Genomic DNA, 16,162 nt, shown 5'->3' on the forward strand with positions numbered 1-16,162 from the left:
ACTGATCAAGCCGGTTATGGCATCGTTCTGTGCCCTGGCCTGGTTACCGTTCGTCGAGTTCTCTGGTGCTGGCAGTCTGTACTCAGGCTGAATGAAAGCAAGTTTCTGCCTGGTGCGCCGTGACACGCGCCAAGCCACAGCGTTTAATGAATACCTGTCCTTTGGAGTTGATGCTATGCGTAAGTCCGTTTTACTAGTTGCCTGCTTTACCACCCTGTCGTTGCTGTTGGGTGGCTGCGCCTCGAGTCTGACCGGCGACTCGTACTCTCGTGATGAGGCGCGTCGTGTACAGACCGTTCGCATGGGCACCATCGAATCCCTGCGTCCGGTGAAAATCGAAGGCACCAAAACCCCAATCGGCGGCGCCGCGGGCGCAGTCATCGGCGGCGTTGGCGGCAGCGCCATCGGTGGCGGCCGAGGCAGCATCGTTACTGCTGTGATCGGCGCAGTTGCGGGCGGCCTGCTGGGCTCGGCCACTGAAGAAGGCCTGACCCGTACCCAGGGCGTGGAAATCACCGTGCGCGAAGACGACGGCAGCATGCGTGCTTACGTACAAGCCGTGCAGGAAAATGAAATCTTCCGCATTGGCGACCGCGTACGCATCATGACCGTCGACGGTACCAGCCGCGTTACTCGCTAAGCCTTAAGCTTCAGGCGAAGAAAAACCCCCAACCGGGTGACCGGTTGGGGGTTTTGTTTGTAGGAGCGAGCAAGCTCGCTCCTACAACTGACTGACTTCAATCATGCAACGACGGCTTTCTTGCGACTTGCCATCGCCGTCACCGCATACCCGATAAAGGCCGCCAGGATCGACCCGGTCAGAATCCCCATGCGATCTTCACCGGCAAACTCACTGGCGCCTGGCACAAACGCCAGGGAGCCGACAAACAGGCTCATGGTGAAGCCGATCCCGCACAGAATCGCCACGCCCATTACCTGACCCCAGTTGGCGCCGCTGGGCAGTGAGGCGATGCCGGTTTTGATCGCCAGCCAGGTGAGGCCGAACACACCGACGGTCTTGCCGATCAAGAGACCGGCGGCGATGCCCATGGGCACGGAGTGGGTGAAGCTCTCCAGGCTGACACCTGTCAGAGAGACCCCGGCATTGGCAAACGCGAACAGCGGCAGGATGGCGTAGGCCACCCACGGGTGCAGGGCGTGTTCCAGGCTCAGCAGCGGTGAGGTTTCGGCATTTTTGGTGCGCAGTGGAATGCAGAACGCCAGGGTTACACCCGCCAAGGTCGCATGCACACCGCTCTTGAGCACGCACACCCACAGGATCAGGCCGATGATCATATACGGCCCCAGTTTGATCACGCCCAGGCGGTTCATCGCAATCAGCGCAATCAAGCACGCCCCCGCGCCCGCTAGGGATGCCGTGGACAAGTCAGCGGAATAGAACAAGGCAATGACGATGATGGCGCCAAGGTCATCAATGATCGCCAGGGTCATCAGGAACAGTTTCAGTGACACCGGTACGCGCTTGCCCAGCAGGGCCAGCACGCCCAGAGCGAAGGCAATGTCGGTGGCCATGGGGATCGCCCAGCCAGCGAGGGCGGCCGGGTTGTCCTTGTTCAGCGCCCAGTAGATCAGCGCCGGCACCACCATGCCGCCGATGGCCGCTGCGCCAGGCAACACCACTTGCGAAGGCTTGGACAGGTGACCATCGAGCAGCTCACGCTTGACCTCCAGGCCGATCAACAGGAAGAACAGGGCCATCAGGCCATCGTTGATCCAAAGCAGCGCCGGCTTGGCGATTTTCAACGCGCCAACCTGAGCCACCACCGGCGTGTCGAGAAAGGCGTTGTACAGGTGCGACAACGGTGAGTTGTTGATAATCAGCGCCAAAGCGGCAGCGGCGATCAACAACAGACCACTGGCGGCTTCCAGCTGGAAGAAACGGGTGAAAGTGCTACGCAGAGGCAAGGGATGCTCTCCAATCCAGGTTCAATAAGTGGGTACCCTAACCCGTACTGTTAGTTGTTAAAACAAAAGTTATATTCTTATTTGTTATAAGGGATGGGCCGGGGCATCGGTGGGCTAAAGACTAGCAATTGTGTGTCCAATTGCGTCGTCACTGTATCTGTGTGAAGCGTGGGAAACATCCTAAGATTACCGCTGAAAACCTTTAGAGAACCCACCATGAGCGACCACCGTACCTGGGCCCGCGAAGCCATTCGTATCATTGAAGCGGACTTCCAGCGGAGCGCCGATACCCACCTGATCCCGCTGCCATTACCGGGTTTGCCAGGCATCGAGTTGTACTTCAAGGATGAGTCCAGCCACCCCACCGGCAGCCTGAAACACCGGCTGGCGCGCTCGCTGTTCCTGTATGCGCTGTGCAATGGCTGGCTCAAGCCGGGCGCCCCCGTTATTGAAGCGTCCAGCGGCTCTACGGCGATCTCGGAAGCCTACTTCGCGCGCTTGCTCGGCTTGCCGTTTATTGCCGTCATGCCCGCGACCACGTCCCAAGAGAAGATCGCCCAGATTGCCTTCTACGGTGGCAAGAGCCATCTGGTCCAGGACCCGACGCAGATCTACGCCGAATCCGAACGCCTGGCCCAGGAAAGCGGGGGGCACTTCATGGACCAGTTCACCTACGCCGAGCGTGCCACCGACTGGCGGGCAAACAACAACATTGCCGAGTCGATCTTCCAGCAGATGCGCTTTGAGCAGCACCCGGAGCCGAGTTGGTTGATTTCCAGCCCTGGCACCGGCGGCACCACCGCGACCCTGGGCCGTTATGTGCGTTATCGCCAGCATTGCACCCGGGTGCTGTGTGCCGATGCCGAACGCTCGGTGTTTTTCGATTTCTACCAGAGTGGTGACGCCAGCCTGCGCCTGGACTGTGGCTCGCGGATTGAAGGGATTGGTCGCCCGCGGGTGGAGGCATCGTTTCTGCCCGCGGTGATTGACGCCATGGTCAAAGTGCCGGATGCATTGTCCCTGGCGGCCATGCATTACCTGGCTGAGCGTTTGGGGCGACGGGTTGGCGGGTCCAGCGGAACCAACCTGATCGGTGCGCTGATGGCGGCGCAACAGATGAAAGCGGCGGGGGAGTCGGGGTCGATCGTTGCGATCTTGTGCGATGGCGGTGAGCGCTATGCCACGACCTATTACGATCAAGCGTGGCTGGCGGGGCAGGGCTATGAGCTGGAAGGGTTGATCGCGGCGGTTGCGGCGAGTGTCGAACGCGGTGAGGCGCTACCCGCTAACATCCTGCGCGCTAATATCTGACACCCCACTATCCAACTGTGTGCGGGCTTGCCCGCGAAAGCGGAGTGTCAGTCACTGAATTTTTAACTGCACCACCGCTATCGCAGGCAAGCCAGCTCCCACACTGGTCGTGTATTGCCCCCAGGATCAACGCCCGGCACAGATCCCCTGTGGGAGCGGGCTTGCCCGCGAAAGCGGCGTGTCAGTCACCTAGTCTTTAACTGCACCACCGCTTTCGCAGGCAAGCCAGCTCCCACACGGGATTTATGCTGGCCGTCAGCGTGCTTCAGGCCTCGATGCCGAGCATATCCCGCGCCAACGCCTCGGCGATCCGAATCCCGTCGACACCCGCCGACAGAATCCCACCGGCATAGCCTGCGCCTTCACCGGCCGGGAACAAGCCTTTGACGTTCAGGCTCTGCATCGACTCGTTGCGGGTAATGCGCAGTGGGGACGAGGTGCGGGTCTCGATGCCGGTCAGCACCGCATCGTGCAGCGAGTAGCCTTTGATCTGTTTCTCGAACGCTGGCAAGGCTTCGCGGATGGCTTCGATGGCGAAGTCCGGCAAGGCCAGCGCCAGGTCACCCAACGACACGCCGGGTTTGTAGGACGGCTCCACGCTGCCCAGCGCCGTGGAGGGCTTGCCAGCGATGAAGTCGCCCACCAGTTGCGCGGGGGCCTCGTAGTTACTACCGCCGAGGATGTAGGCGTGGGACTCCAGGCGTTCCTGCAACTCGATACCGGCCAGCGGGCCGCTTGGGTAATCCACCTCGGGGGTAATGCCTACCACGATGCCGGAGTTGGCATTGCGCTCGTTACGCGAGTATTGGCTCATGCCGTTGGTCACGACGCGATGGGGCTCCGAGGTCGCAGCCACGACGGTGCCGCCCGGGCACATGCAGAAGCTGTAGACCGAACGGCCATTCTTGGCGTGGTGCACCAGTTTGTAGTCCGCTGCGCCCAGCTTGGGGTGGCCAGCGTATTTGCCCAAGCGTGCGGCGTCGATCAGCGACTGCGGGTGCTCGATACGGAAACCCACCGAGAATGGCTTGGCTTCCATGTACACGCCACGGTCGTGGAGCATGCGGAAGGTGTCACGGGCGCTGTGGCCCAGGGCAAGAATCACATGCTTGGAGAGGATCTGCTCGCCGCCGTCGATGACCACGCCGTTCAACTGGCCGTCTTCGATCAACACGTCGGTGACCCGTTGTTCGAAGCGCACTTCACCGCCCAGGGCGATGATCTGCTCGCGCATGTTTTCTACCACGCCGGTCAGGCGGAAGGTACCGATGTGCGGCTTGCTGACGTAGAGGATTTCTTCCGGCGCGCCGGCCTTGACGAACTCGTGCAGCACTTTGCGACCGTGGAATTTCGGGTCCTTGATCTGGCTGTACAGCTTGCCGTCAGAGAAGGTACCGGCGCCGCCTTCACCAAATTGCACGTTGGACTCTGGGTTGAGCACGCTTTTGCGCCACAGGCCCCAGGTGTCCTTGGTGCGTTGGCGCACTTCCTTGCCGCGCTCGAGGATGATCGGCTTGAAACCCATCTGTGCCAGCAGCAGGCCGGCGAAAATCCCGCAGGGACCAAAACCTACCACGATCGGCCGCTCAGCCAGGCCTTCCGGCGCCTGACCCACCACCTTGTAGCTGACATCCGGTGCCGGGTTGACGTTGCGGTCGTCGGCAAACTTGAGCAGCAGCGCGGCTTCACCCGTCACGTTCAGGTCGACGGTGTAGATGAAGCACAGCTCGGAGGTCTTTTTACGCGCATCGTAGCTGCGCTTGAACAGGGTGAAATCGAGCAGGTCATCACTGGCGATGCCCAGGCGCTGCACGATGGCCGTGCGCAGGTCTTCTTCGGGATGGTCGATGGGCAGCTTGAGTTCGGTGATTCGTAACATGACAGGATCCGGTAGGCGGCGGGCAAGAAGGCCGGCTGTTTTGCAAACCGGCGATTATAAGCCCCAATGGCAAGTTTCCGTCAGGTTAAAACAGCACAGGGGCTAATCAGTCGTCCCGCGAGCCGCCGAACGCCGCGCAACCACGCTGCACCTGGCCGTTCACGCGCAGCTCGGCGCTCATGTGCTGCAGGCTGCCGCTCACACTGTCGACGCAGCGCTGGGGCGCCACCCATAGTTCGATGTGCTGGTTATTGGCTTCGGTCATCAGGTTGAAGCGGCCGTCGCCCAGTTGTTCCTCAACGTACGGCACTGCCAAAGGTGGCTGGCCTTCGCGCTCCAGCACCATGCCCTTAGCCGTGACGTTCATCGCCCAGGCGGGTTTATGGCCGTTGGCCCGCAGGATCATGCGCTTGAAATCCGGGTCAGAGCACGCTGAGGTCGAGCGTTCGACGCGATACAGCTGTTGCAGGTCCACTGAACCTTGGGTGCCGCTGGCGACCCCGGAAAACTTGCCACGCAGGTCGGCAAATAGTATGCCCTGCTGGCCAGCCAGCGAGGCGGCTTCCTGCAGGACGCTGGTGCCGCCGGTATCGTTGACCACGTAGCTACGCTGGTCGCCACAGGGCTGGAACAGCAGTTTGCCGTCCACCGCCGTCAACTCACCCTGCATACGGGTCAGCCCGACAGTCGATGGCTTGGCCGGCTCGCTTTCGAACAATTGGCAGGCGGCGAACACAGGAAGCAAGGCAAACAGGGCGAGGGTACGGGCGGCGCGCATTATCGGGTCTCCAGGCAAGTGCCGCCACGTTACGCAGGCTGGCCGTGCATCACAAGCCCGCTTGCCAGCTTCAGGCGTTTCTTACGGATCTCACCCTCAACCTACGATAAAGGTCTGACCGGTTTGCAGGCCCTCGACGCTTTTGGCGTAAGCCAGTGCCACATCGGCGGCCGGGGCAGGTTTGTAGCCACGGAAATAGGGAGCATAGCTGCCCATGGCTTCCAGCAACACCGTCGGGCTGACCGAGTTGATGCGCAGGCCGCGTGGCAACTCGATGGCCGCCGCTTTGACGAAGGCGTCCAATGCACCGTTGACCAAGGCCGCCGAAGCACCGGTGCGGATCGGGTCACGGTTCAGAATGCCGCTGGTGAACGTGAACGAAGCACCGTCGTTGGCGTATTCACGGCCGATCAACAGCAGGTTGACCTGGCCCATCAGTTTGTCACGCAGGCCCAGTTCGAAATCGCTGTCGTTCATGTCTGCCAGGGGCACGAAGTTGACGCTGCCTGCCGCGCAGATCAGCGCGTCGAACTTGCCGGTCTGCTCGAACAGCTTACGGATCGAGTTGCTATCGCTGATATCCACCTGGAAGTCACCGCTGGTGCGGCCGATGCTGATCACTTCGTGGCGCTGGGCCAACTCTGCCTTGACTGCTGAACCGATGGTGCCGCTGGCACCAATCAATAGGATTTTCATCGTGCTGTTCCTCTGGGGCTGACTCCCTGCAGGAGCGAGCTTGCTCGCTCCTGCAGGGGTTGGGATTTGCATTCAGTCTAGTGTGGCTTTTTAGCTGGATAAACGCGCTAATAGGCAACCTTTGGTTTTCAAATGGAAACAGTCCATGAGCGAAATGGATGACTTGGCGGCGTTCGCCGTGCTGATCGAAGCCGGCAGTTTCACTGTGGCGGCCGCACAATTGGGCTGCAGCAAAGGGCAGTTGTCCAAGCGCATCAGCCAGTTGGAAGCGCAGTTTGCCGTGGTTTTGCTGCACCGCACTACGCGCAAGCTGAGCCTTACTGCTGCCGGCGCGGCGTTGCTGCCCCAGGCACAAGCATTGGTGGTGCAGGTGGAACGCGCGCGCCAGGCCTTGGCGCGGCTCAAAGATGATTTGGCCGGCCCTGTACGTATGACTGTCCCGGTGTCGTTGGGTGAAACCTTTTTCGATGGCTTGTTGCTGGAATTTTCCAAGCAATACCCGCAGGTGCAGATCGAGCTGGAGCTTAACAACAGCTACCGGGACCTGGCGCGCGATGGCTTTGACTTGGGCGTTCGCTCGGGCGCCCTCGAGAATGAACGCCTGGTAGCCAGGCCTTTACTGGCCTGGCATGAGATGACCTGCGCCAGCCCGGCCTATCTGGAACAGCATGGCGAGCCGCAGACCCCGGCGGACCTGGCGGCGCACAGCTGTTTGCTCAACAGTCATTACAGTGGCCGCGAGGAATGGTTGTACCACCAGCAACACGAATTGCTGCGGGTAAAGGTGAGCGGCACCTTCGCCTCCAACCACTACAACCTGCTGAAAAAAGCCGCCTTGGTCGGCGCCGGTATTGCTCGCCTGCCGTCCTACGTTTTACCCACGGAGCTGGCTGATGGCCGATTGCGCTGGCTGCTGCGCGACTATCAGACGCGCAGCATGCCGATGTACCTGGTGCATCCCTACCAAGGCGGCCTGCCACGGCGTACCCAAGTGTTGGCCGACTACCTGGTGGACTGGTTCAAGCGCAGCGGCGAGGCACTGGATCGACTTCAGCGATAACGACGGGCAATCAGGTGGTCGATGGACAGCCAACCTGGGCCTTTGGCAAGCAACAGCAATAACAGCGCAAGCCAGGTGCCATGAGTGGGATAGGCGTCGGGGTAGACGAACAGTTGGATGGTCAGGGTTATGCCGATCAAGGCCAGGGCCGAAAAGCGCGTGGCGAACCCCAGCAGGATCAATACCGGAAAAAAGTGCTCGGCAAAGGTTGCCAAGTGCGCGGCCACCTCGGGCGACAGCAGAGGCAATTGGTATTCGCTGCGAAATAAGAACAGGGTCGAGGCGGCAAGTTTGGGCTCACCCCATTGGAAGGTGCCGCTGATCAGGTCAATGGCAAAGCCTTCGACCTTGGTCTGGCCAGACTTCCAGAACACCGCCGCAATGGAGAAGCGCGCGATAAAGGCGATCAGGCTGTAGGGGATTTTTTCAAACAGTGCGACGGTTCGCTTTACCAGGCAAGGAGCGGGAATGTTCATGGCAATACCTCGGGTTGCAGATGCAAATGAGTGATGGCGTCGTGGCTGATCAACAGCGTGAGACATTGGTGCAAATCGAATTCGGTGGAGGCTTCCAGGGCATCAGCGATGGCCATTTCCAGCCCGGCGCCTTGGTTGAGGCGGTTGATAAAGGTCACAGACCCGCGGTCGATGGCGAACACCTTGACCGCTAAGCCTTGGCGCAAGACCAGCGCGCCTTGGGCATACCAAGGGTGCAAAGTGGCGATAGCCCCGTCGACCTGATGCGCCGCCCAGACCGATACCACCGCGTAGGAAGATTCCAGCGTGGCAAGTGACGGATGCAGTCGTACACGCAGTTGCCCCAGTTGCGCGCAGCCTTGCAGTTGCCGAAGTACGCTGTGCTGATCCAGAACCTGGCAATCCGCCGCGTGATAAGCGCGAACCCTCAAGCGTTCCAGCCGGGCGACATCGGCCAGGTAGGGCACGCTCGAGGCCGGTTCGAAACCTTGGATAAAGTCAGAGAACGTGCTGCCGTACTCACTGATCAACGGGCTGGTGGGCGGATGAGCCTGGGCATACAGGCCGGCCATGGCGCGGAAAAATTCATCGCCGACCAGTTGCCGGGCCACCGGGTAGGCGGCCGCCAAAGCATGGATCAACGCGCTATGGACATTGTTTCGATACACCGCAAAGCGGCTCGTCGGCTCAGCACCGTTGCTGCTGAACACGCCCTCGGGGCAGGTTGCTTGCGGGGCCAGTAAAGCCTCGGCGAATGTTTGCTGAATACTCATCTGTCCACCTGCGACAAATACCATTCGGCCTGCCGGGCCTCTGTTTGCAGCACGCTGAACGCGGGCACCTGGTTATCCCGCTCGATCAGCGTCGCCACCGCTCCGGTTCGCGCCAGTACCTGTGCGTACAGCTGCCACACGGCGTTATCGATCGGCGCGCCGTGGTCGTCGATTAGTAGGCGGTCGCCCAGGCTGTCGGTGTCTTCGGCAAAACCGGCCAGATGAATCTCACCCACCGCGTGCAATGGCAGGGCATCGATGTAGGCCAGCGGGTCGCGCTGGTGATTGATGCAGGACACGTAGACGTTGTTGACGTCGAGCAGCAGGCCGCAACCGGTCCGGCGGACGATCTCGCTGATAAAGTCGGTTTCGTCCAAAGTAGAGCGCTGGAACTGCAGATAAGTAGACGGGTTTTCCAGCAGCATCGGGCGCTTGAGCATGCTCTGTACTTGGTCCACGTGTTCGCATACCCGCTCCAGGGTGCTGGCGTCGTAGGCCAGGGGCAGCAGGTCGTTGAGAAACACCGGGCCGTGGTTGGACCAGGCCAGGTGTTCGGAAAAAGACTGGGGTTGGTAGCGTTCGATCAGCGTGGCCAGGCGTGCCAGGTGCTCGCGGTCCAGAGGACCTTCGCCGCCAATAGACAGGCCGACGCCGTGCAGTGACAGGGGGTACTGCGCACGAATCAACCCCAGGTAGTGATGAAACGGGCCGCCGGCCACCATGTAGTTTTCGGCGTGTACTTCGAAAAAACCGATGTCGGGGCGGGTCTCGAGCACCTCGGTGAAGTGCTCGGTCTTGAGCCCCAGCCCGGCCCGATAGGGAAGGCCGGGCACCTGAGCCGGTGAGACCGCGTGTTGGGCTGTAGGCGTCATCATCAGTACTCAGGCTGCGCGGGGTTCAGGATTTGGCGGTGAAGGCCGCTTCCTGGCCAAAACCGGTCGGCGAGGTGGTGCTTGGGGTCTGGGTGCACGTGCCGGCGGGGACCAGCTTCCAGGCATTGGCCTGGTCTTTGGTTTTGGAGGTGCCAGCGCAGGAAGTGCCGGCGCCCGCGGCGCAGTCATTCTTGCCGGCTTCAGCCACGCCGAAGCATTTCTGCATGTCGTCGGCCGCGTGGGCGGTGGTGGTCAGGGCGGACAGGCTCAGGGCAGAACCAAGGGCCAGAACGAGGGTGGCAGCGGACAGTTTGGTGGTCATGGTGTGTCTCCAGCAGTGGTTGAATGCGCAGGCTTGATTGCCTGCATGCACCACTAGAGAAAGGGGGAGGGAATTCGTTACAAAGCCATCGAAAAAAACTGCAAAACAACACCTATTTAATGGCTTATACAAAGAAAATGTGGGAGTCGGGCTTGCCCGCGATGCAAACGCCTCGGTTCTTCAGATACACCGGGGTGATGCTATCGCAGGCAAGCCAGCTCCCACACAAGCCAGCTCCCATTTAGAACTTGCTCTTTCTTAGCCGCCGAGGTACGCCTCCCGCACCTTCGGATCCGTCAGCAATTGCTCGCCAGTGCCCTGCATCACCACCCGGCCATTCTCCAGCACATAGGCACGGTCAGCGATTTTCAGCGCCTGGTTGGCGTTCTGCTCCACCAAAAACACCGTCACACCGTCCTTGCGCAGTTGTTCGATGATGTCGAAGATCTGCTGGATGATGATCGGTGCCAGGCCCAGGGAAGGCTCGTCCAGCAACAACAGCTTGGGCTTGCTCATCAGCGCCCGGCCGATGGCGAGCATTTGCTGCTCGCCGCCGGACATGGTGCCGCCGCGCTGGCTGAAGCGTTCCTTGAGGCGGGGGAACAGGTGCAGCACCTTGTCCATTTGTTCCTGGTAATCGCCCTTGTCGGTAAAGAACCCACCCATGGCCAGGTTCTCTTCCACGGTCAGGCGCGAAAACACCCGACGGCCTTCCGGCACCACCGCAATGCTCTTGCGCATGATCTCGGCGGAGTGCTTGCCCACCAGTTCTTCACCCATGTAGCGGATGCTGCCACTGTAGGCTTGCGGCGAACCGCACAAGGTCATCAGCAAGGTCGATTTGCCAGCCCCGTTGGCGCCGATCAGGGTCACGATCTCACCCTGGCGTACTTCGACGTTGACGCTGTGCAGGGCCTGGATCTTGCCGTAGAAAGTGGAAACGTTTTCGAATTGCAGCATTTTACGCTTCCCCCAAGTAGGCTTTGATCACTTCGGGATTGTCGCGGATCTGCTCCGGCGTCCCATTGGCCAGCGGCGTGCCCTGGTTGATCACCACGATGTGGTCGGAGATGCTCATGACCAGTTTCATGTCGTGTTCGATCAACAGCACCGTGGCATTGTTTTCCTCACGCAGCACACTGATCAGCGCCTTGAGGTCTTCGGTTTCCTTGGGGTTCAGGCCCGCGGCAGGTTCGTCGAGCATCAGGATGCGCGGGCGGGTCATCATGCAACGGGCGATTTCCAGGCGACGCTGCTGGCCGTAGGCGAGGGTGCCTGCCGGGCGGTTGGCGAACTCGGTCAGGTTGACCTTGTCCAGCCAGTACGCCGCGTATTCCATGGCCTCGCGCTCGCTCTTGCGGAACGCCGGGGTCTTGAACAGACCTGCGAAGAAGTTGGTGTTCAAGTGACGGTGCTGGGCGATCAACAGGTTCTCGACCGCCGTCATGTCCTTGAACAACCGCACGTTCTGGAAGGTACGCACCACGCCCTTGCGAGCGATCTCGTGACCGGCCAGGCCCTGGATCGGCTGGCCGTCCAGCAGGATGCTGCCGCCGCTCGGCTTGTAGAAGCCGGTGAGGCAGTTGAACACCGTGGTCTTGCCGGCGCCGTTGGGGCCGATCAGTGCTACCACTTGTTTCTCTTTGACGGTCAGGGCCACGCCATTGACCGCTAGCAAACCGCCGAAGCGCATGCTCAGGTTTTCGACTTTCAGGATCTCGCGGCTCATTTGCGCAGCTCCATGTGTGGACGTTGCATGGGCAGCAGGCCTTGAGGGCGCCAGATCATCATCAGCACCATCATGGCGCCGAACATCAACATGCGGTATTCGCTGAACTCACGCATCATTTCCGGCAGCAGGATCATCACGATGGCCGCCAGGATCACGCCCAGTTGCGAGCCCATGCCACCCAATACCACGATGGCGAGAATGATCGCCGACTCGATAAAGGTGAACGATTCCGGCGTCACCAGGCCTTGGCGAGCGGCAAAGAAGCTGCCGGCAAAGCCTGCGAACGCAGCGCCCAGGGTGAACGCGGATAGCTTGATGATGGTCGGGTTCAGGCCCAGGGCGCGGCAGGCGATTTCATCTTCGCGCAACGCTTCCCAGGCGCGCCCGATGGGCATGCGCAGCAGGCGGTTGATCACGAACAGAGCCGCCAATGCCAGCAACAGCGCGACCAGGTACAGGAACACCACTTTGCTCACCGGGTTGTAGGCAATCCCGAAGTACTCGTGGAAGGTCTGCATGCCTTCGGCGGCGGTGCGGTCGAACGACAGCCCGAAGAACGTCGGCTTGGGAATGCTGCTGATACCGTTGGGGCCACCGGTGATATCGGTGAGGTTACGCAAGAACAGGCGAATGATTTCCCCGAAGCCCAGGGTTACGATGGCCAGGTAGTCACCGCGCAGGCGCAGCACCGGGAAGCCCAGCAGGAAGCCGAACGTAGCCGCTGCCATACCGGCCAGTGGCAGGCAGATCCAGAAGCTCCAGCCCAGGTAGTGCGAGAGCAGCGCGTAGGTGTAGGCACCCACGGCGTAGAAGCCCACATAACCCAGGTCGAGCAGGCCGGCCAGGCCCACTACGATGTTCAGGCCCAGGCCCAGCAACACATAGATCAGGATCAGCGTGGCAATGTCGACCGCGCCGCGCGAGCCGAAGAACGGCCAGATCAGCGCCGCGATGATCAACCCGATGATGATGTAGCGCTGGGTGCGCGGCAGGGTCAGAAATTGGCTGACCTTGGGCGACACCAACGGGCCACGGTTGCCCTTGAACAAGGCACCGACCTGCTGCGTGAACAGTACACGCAGGAACATCAGCACCGAACACAGGGCGATGATGGTCAGGGTCACTGGCCCGGTGCCGTGCACCTCCAGGTTGATGCCGACAATGCTCAGCTTGAGGCCGAGTACCGGAAAGGCCACGGCCCATACCAGCAAGGCGCTGAAAAACGCCGATTTAAGATATCTGCTCATACTTTCTCAACCTCCGGACGGCCCAGGATGCCGGTCGGACGGAACAACAACACCAGAACCAAAAGGCCGAACGCGACGACGTCCTTGTACTGGTCACCGAAGATATCGGCGCCAAAGGCTTCGGCCACACCCAGCACCAGCCCGCCGAGCATGGCGCCCGGAATGCTGCCGATGCCGCCCAATACCGCTGCGGTAAAGGCCTTGAGGCCCACCAGGAAGCCGGCGTTGGGGTTGATCACGCCGTATTGCATGCTCAGCAACACGGCCGCCACGGCCGCCAGCGCAGCACCAATGACGAAGGTCAGGGCGATGATGTTGTTGGTGTTGATGCCCAGCAGGTTGGCCATCTTGATGTCTTCGGCGCAGGCCCGGCAGGCGCGGCCCAGACGGGAGCGAGAGATGAACAGCGTCAGGCCCAGCATGGCCACCAGGGTGACCACGAAAACCAGAATCTGCATGTACGAAATCAGCACTTCTTGTGCGCCACCCGGGCCGAAGGAGATGCTCCCCGGAATCAGGTTGGGAATGGACTTGTCCTTGGAGTCCTGGGACAGCAATACGGTGTTCTGCAGGAAAATCGACATGCCGATGGCAGAAATCAGCGGGATCAAACGGTTGCTGCCACGCAAGGGACGGTAGGCAACCCGCTCGATGCTGTAGCCATAGGCACTGGTCACGATGATCGACGCCAGGAACGCAGCGGTCATCAACAGCGGCAGGGAGTGGATCCCCATCATGGCCAGCCCGGCAAGGGCGATAAAGGCCACGTAGGAACCAATCATGTACACCTCGCCATGGGCGAAGTTGATCATTCCAATGATGCCGTAAACCATTGTGTAGCCAATGGCTATCAAGGCATAGGTGCTGCCAATGGTCAGGCCATTAACCAGCTGTTGGAAAAAATGATAGATCTCAGGCATTACAGCGCTCCTAAAAACCCGATACGCATTTCACTGGTGGAGTCATTTCCGGCTCGGTGCCCTGTTCTGTGACCAGGTTGCACAAAGCGTTTGCCAGCGAACCGCTGGTGACGGTTTTAAGATTTTCAGGTGAGCCAGCGCCCGGATCGCGGGTGACATGGCCCATAAACCTCGTAAAACAAAGCCCACTGCTTGCACAGTGGGCTTGTTGACCAGTAACGCCTGGCTTACTGAGGGGAAACTTCGGTTTTTGGTTTACCGAAGTGCCATTCGTAGACCACGAACTTGAAGTCCTTCAGGTCGCCCTTGGCGTCGAAGCTCAGGTCGCCCGTAGGGGTCTTGAAGGTACCGGCATGGATGGCCTCGGCCACTTTGGCGGTGTCTTCGCTCTTGGCGGCCTTGATACCGCCGGCAATGACCTCAACCGCCGAGTAGGCCGGGAACACGAACGGACCGGTTGGGTCCTGCTTGTTCTTGGCGAACTCTTCAACGATGGCTTTGTTGGCAGGGTCGGTGTCGAAGGATTTCGGCAGGGTCACCAGCAGGCCTTCGGAAGCGCCCTGGGCGATTTGCGAGATAGAGTCGTTACCCACGCCCTCTGGGCCCATGAACTTGGCGTTCAGGCCTTTTTCCTTGGCTTGGCGCAGGATCAGGCCCAGCTCAGGGTGGTAACCGCCGTAGTAGACGAAGTCGACGTTGGCTTGCTTGAGTTTCTGGATGATCGAGGAGAAGTCTTTATCGCCAGCGTTCAGGCCTTCGAAGACGGCAACCTTGGTGCCTTTCTTCTCGAGGGTCTGTTTAACGGCGGTGGCGATGCCTTCACCGTACTGCTGCTTGTCGTGCAGTACGGCAACGATCTTCGGTTTCACGTGGTCGGCGATGTAGTTGCCGGCTGCCGGGCCTTGGGCGCTGTCCAGGCCGATGGTGCGGAAGATCAGCTTGTAGCCACGGGCGGTGATTTCCGGGCTGGTGGCAGCCGGGGTAATCATGATCACGCCTTCGTCTTCATAGATGTCGGAGGCGGGTTGAGTGGAGCTGGAGCAGAGGTGACCAACCACGAACTTGACGCCATCATTGACCACTTTGTTGGCAACGGCCACGGCTTGCTTTGGATCGCAAGCGTCGTCGTATTCCTCGGCCTCAAGCATCTTGCCGTCTACGCCGCCCTTGGCGTTGATGTCTTTGATGGCTTGCTTGGCACCCATGAATTGCATGTCGCCGTATTGCGTCACCGGACCGGTCTTGGGGCCGGCGATGCCGATCTTGATGGTGTCGGCTGCGAACGAATGGCCGGCAACCCCAGCCAGGACCATAGCGGCAAACAGTTTGGAAATCTGCTTAGTAGCCTTATTCATAGTGCTCCACTCTTACTGTTGTATTTTTTATAGTTCTAGCGGCCTTGTGAGCTGCAGAACCGGATCAGATATCGCGGATATCCCCCCGGCATTGCCCTGGCAACTGTACCGGTACAGTGTAGAGCGCCGGTTGATCGCTTGAAAAGCTGGCAGCTGGGGGCAAAACCTGGGTGTGTCGCTTAAGTGAAAGAAAAAGACAGAATTGCGCCGGGTTGCTGATAGCTTTCAAGGCATTCCGTGGCTTTCCTGGCAGTTTCAATCGCTACTTCATTTGCTACTGGGTTTTTCTGCCTGAGCGACGGGGCTATGATTGCGCCGATTTTTTACTCAGGTGAATTCCCATGACGCAAGAACCAAGCACCCTCTATGCCAAGCTGCTCGGTGAAACCGCCGAAATTTCCTGGAAGGAGCTTGAACCGTTCTTTGCCAAGGGTGCCCTATTGTGGGTCGATGCCGGCCTGGATTTGATCGAGGCCGCCGAAGGAATGGCCGAAGACAACCGTGACAAAGTCGCCGCCTGGCTGGCTGCAGGCACCCTTGGCGAGGTGTCTGCGACGCGGGCATTAGACCTGGTGGAACGGGATCCAAGCTTATGGGCTGTAGTGGTCTCGCCGTGGATCCTGATCCAAGAAAGGGCGCGGTAATAATGGCGCGCACGAAAAAGGTGCGTATTTTTCACGGAGTGAAGTGTGTAGCCGAGTAACCGCTCAACGCGTGATGGCACCTTGCCGTAGAGAAAGGTCACAGCCGAGGGTGACGTAAGCGTCACGGGAACAGTTGAGGGCAGAAGGAATGAGTGGCGCAATTGTTTCCGG

The 16,162-nt window shown here is 60.1% G+C and carries 17 protein-coding genes; 4 read left to right on the forward strand and 13 right to left on the reverse strand.

The features are described 5' to 3' along the window. The first annotated feature begins 175 nt into the window (after positions 1-175). Complete coding sequence (locus BOP96_RS20545) at positions 176-640, forward strand: glycine zipper 2TM domain-containing protein (RefSeq protein ID WP_003189251.1); 465 nt, start codon at positions 176-178, stop codon at positions 638-640. Positions 641-741: 101 nt separating this feature from the next. Here BOP96_RS20545 and nhaA read toward each other — a convergent pair whose 3' ends face one another. Beyond that, a complete protein-coding gene (gene nhaA, locus BOP96_RS20550) occupies positions 742-1,926 on the reverse strand; it encodes a Na+/H+ antiporter NhaA (protein WP_019817842.1) in 1,185 nt (394 codons plus the stop codon). Positions 1,927-2,142: 216 nt separating this feature from the next. On the opposite strand from nhaA, the gene BOP96_RS20555 reads away from it, so the two are divergent. Then, positions 2,143-3,237 (forward strand): PLP-dependent cysteine synthase family protein, encoded by a 1,095-nt coding sequence (locus BOP96_RS20555; protein WP_054897976.1) that lies wholly within the window; start codon positions 2,143-2,145, stop codon positions 3,235-3,237. Between the two features lie 265 nt (positions 3,238-3,502). Here BOP96_RS20555 and BOP96_RS20560 read toward each other — a convergent pair whose 3' ends face one another. From BOP96_RS20560 to BOP96_RS20570, 3 genes are all read right to left on the reverse strand, one after another. Next, positions 3,503-5,116, reverse strand: coding sequence for an NAD(P)/FAD-dependent oxidoreductase (locus tag BOP96_RS20560; protein WP_073453857.1), 1,614 nt, complete (start codon positions 5,114-5,116; stop codon positions 3,503-3,505). 106 nt (positions 5,117-5,222) lie between these two features. Continuing rightward, positions 5,223-5,894: a COG3650 family protein gene (locus tag BOP96_RS20565; protein WP_014717271.1), complete on the reverse strand. Its 672-nt coding sequence runs from the start codon at positions 5,892-5,894 to the stop codon at positions 5,223-5,225. Between the two features lie 96 nt (positions 5,895-5,990). Beyond that, a complete protein-coding gene (locus BOP96_RS20570; protein WP_014717272.1) occupies positions 5,991-6,590 on the reverse strand; it encodes a short chain dehydrogenase in 600 nt (199 codons plus the stop codon). Between the two features lie 145 nt (positions 6,591-6,735). Here BOP96_RS20570 and BOP96_RS20575 point away from each other — a divergent pair, with 145 nt between their 5' ends. After that, positions 6,736-7,650, forward strand: coding sequence for a LysR family transcriptional regulator (locus BOP96_RS20575; RefSeq protein WP_019817839.1), 915 nt, complete (start codon positions 6,736-6,738; stop codon positions 7,648-7,650). Here BOP96_RS20575 and BOP96_RS20580 read toward each other — a convergent pair. From BOP96_RS20580 to BOP96_RS20620, 9 genes are all read right to left on the reverse strand, one after another. Then, positions 7,641-8,126: a DoxX family protein gene (locus tag BOP96_RS20580; RefSeq protein WP_032903233.1), complete on the reverse strand. Its 486-nt coding sequence runs from the start codon at positions 8,124-8,126 to the stop codon at positions 7,641-7,643. The genes BOP96_RS20575 and BOP96_RS20580 overlap by 10 nt on opposite strands. Further along, positions 8,123-8,899: an HvfC/BufC N-terminal domain-containing protein gene (locus BOP96_RS20585; RefSeq protein WP_020300984.1), complete on the reverse strand. Its 777-nt coding sequence runs from the start codon at positions 8,897-8,899 to the stop codon at positions 8,123-8,125. The genes BOP96_RS20580 and BOP96_RS20585 overlap by 4 nt, the downstream gene beginning before the upstream one ends. Beyond that, the gene (gene bufB / locus BOP96_RS20590; protein ID WP_073453859.1) at positions 8,896-9,774 is read right to left on the reverse strand and encodes an MNIO family bufferin maturase; all 879 of its coding nucleotides are present in this window, start codon (positions 9,772-9,774) and stop codon (positions 8,896-8,898) included. Before bufB ends, BOP96_RS20585 begins: the two co-directional genes overlap by 4 nt. A 22-nt stretch (positions 9,775-9,796) precedes the next feature. Continuing rightward, positions 9,797-10,093 carry a BufA1 family periplasmic bufferin-type metallophore gene (locus BOP96_RS20595; RefSeq protein WP_014717277.1) on the reverse strand — a complete coding sequence of 99 codons (297 nt, stop codon included), beginning with the start codon at positions 10,091-10,093 and terminating at the stop codon, positions 9,797-9,799. A gap of 258 nt (positions 10,094-10,351) precedes the next feature. Next, positions 10,352-11,053 (reverse strand): ABC transporter ATP-binding protein, encoded by a 702-nt coding sequence (locus BOP96_RS20600; RefSeq protein WP_003193540.1) that lies wholly within the window; start codon positions 11,051-11,053, stop codon positions 10,352-10,354. Between the two features lies 1 nt (position 11,054). Next, positions 11,055-11,822 carry a high-affinity branched-chain amino acid ABC transporter ATP-binding protein LivG gene (gene livG, locus BOP96_RS20605; RefSeq protein WP_003193538.1) on the reverse strand — a complete coding sequence of 256 codons (768 nt, stop codon included), beginning with the start codon at positions 11,820-11,822 and terminating at the stop codon, positions 11,055-11,057. Next, positions 11,819-13,072 carry a high-affinity branched-chain amino acid ABC transporter permease LivM gene (locus BOP96_RS20610; RefSeq protein WP_014717278.1) on the reverse strand — a complete coding sequence of 418 codons (1,254 nt, stop codon included), beginning with the start codon at positions 13,070-13,072 and terminating at the stop codon, positions 11,819-11,821. Before BOP96_RS20610 ends, livG begins: the two co-directional genes overlap by 4 nt. Continuing rightward, positions 13,069-13,992 carry a high-affinity branched-chain amino acid ABC transporter permease LivH gene (gene livH / locus BOP96_RS20615; RefSeq protein ID WP_003193535.1) on the reverse strand — a complete coding sequence of 308 codons (924 nt, stop codon included), beginning with the start codon at positions 13,990-13,992 and terminating at the stop codon, positions 13,069-13,071. The genes BOP96_RS20610 and livH overlap by 4 nt, the downstream gene beginning before the upstream one ends. A 227-nt stretch (positions 13,993-14,219) precedes the next feature. Continuing rightward, positions 14,220-15,347, reverse strand: a complete 1,128-nt coding sequence (locus tag BOP96_RS20620; protein WP_073453860.1) for a branched-chain amino acid ABC transporter substrate-binding protein — start codon at positions 15,345-15,347, stop codon at positions 14,220-14,222. 341 nt (positions 15,348-15,688) lie between these two features. Between BOP96_RS20620 and BOP96_RS20625 the strand changes: the two genes are divergently transcribed. Next, positions 15,689-15,991: a DUF2288 domain-containing protein gene (locus BOP96_RS20625; protein ID WP_014717281.1), complete on the forward strand. Its 303-nt coding sequence runs from the start codon at positions 15,689-15,691 to the stop codon at positions 15,989-15,991. The last annotated feature ends 171 nt before the right edge of the window (positions 15,992-16,162 follow it).

The sequence above is a fragment of the Pseudomonas sp. FSL W5-0203 genome (assembly GCF_001896155.1).
Taxonomy (GTDB): Bacteria; Pseudomonadota; Gammaproteobacteria; order Pseudomonadales; family Pseudomonadaceae; genus Aquipseudomonas; species Aquipseudomonas paracarnis.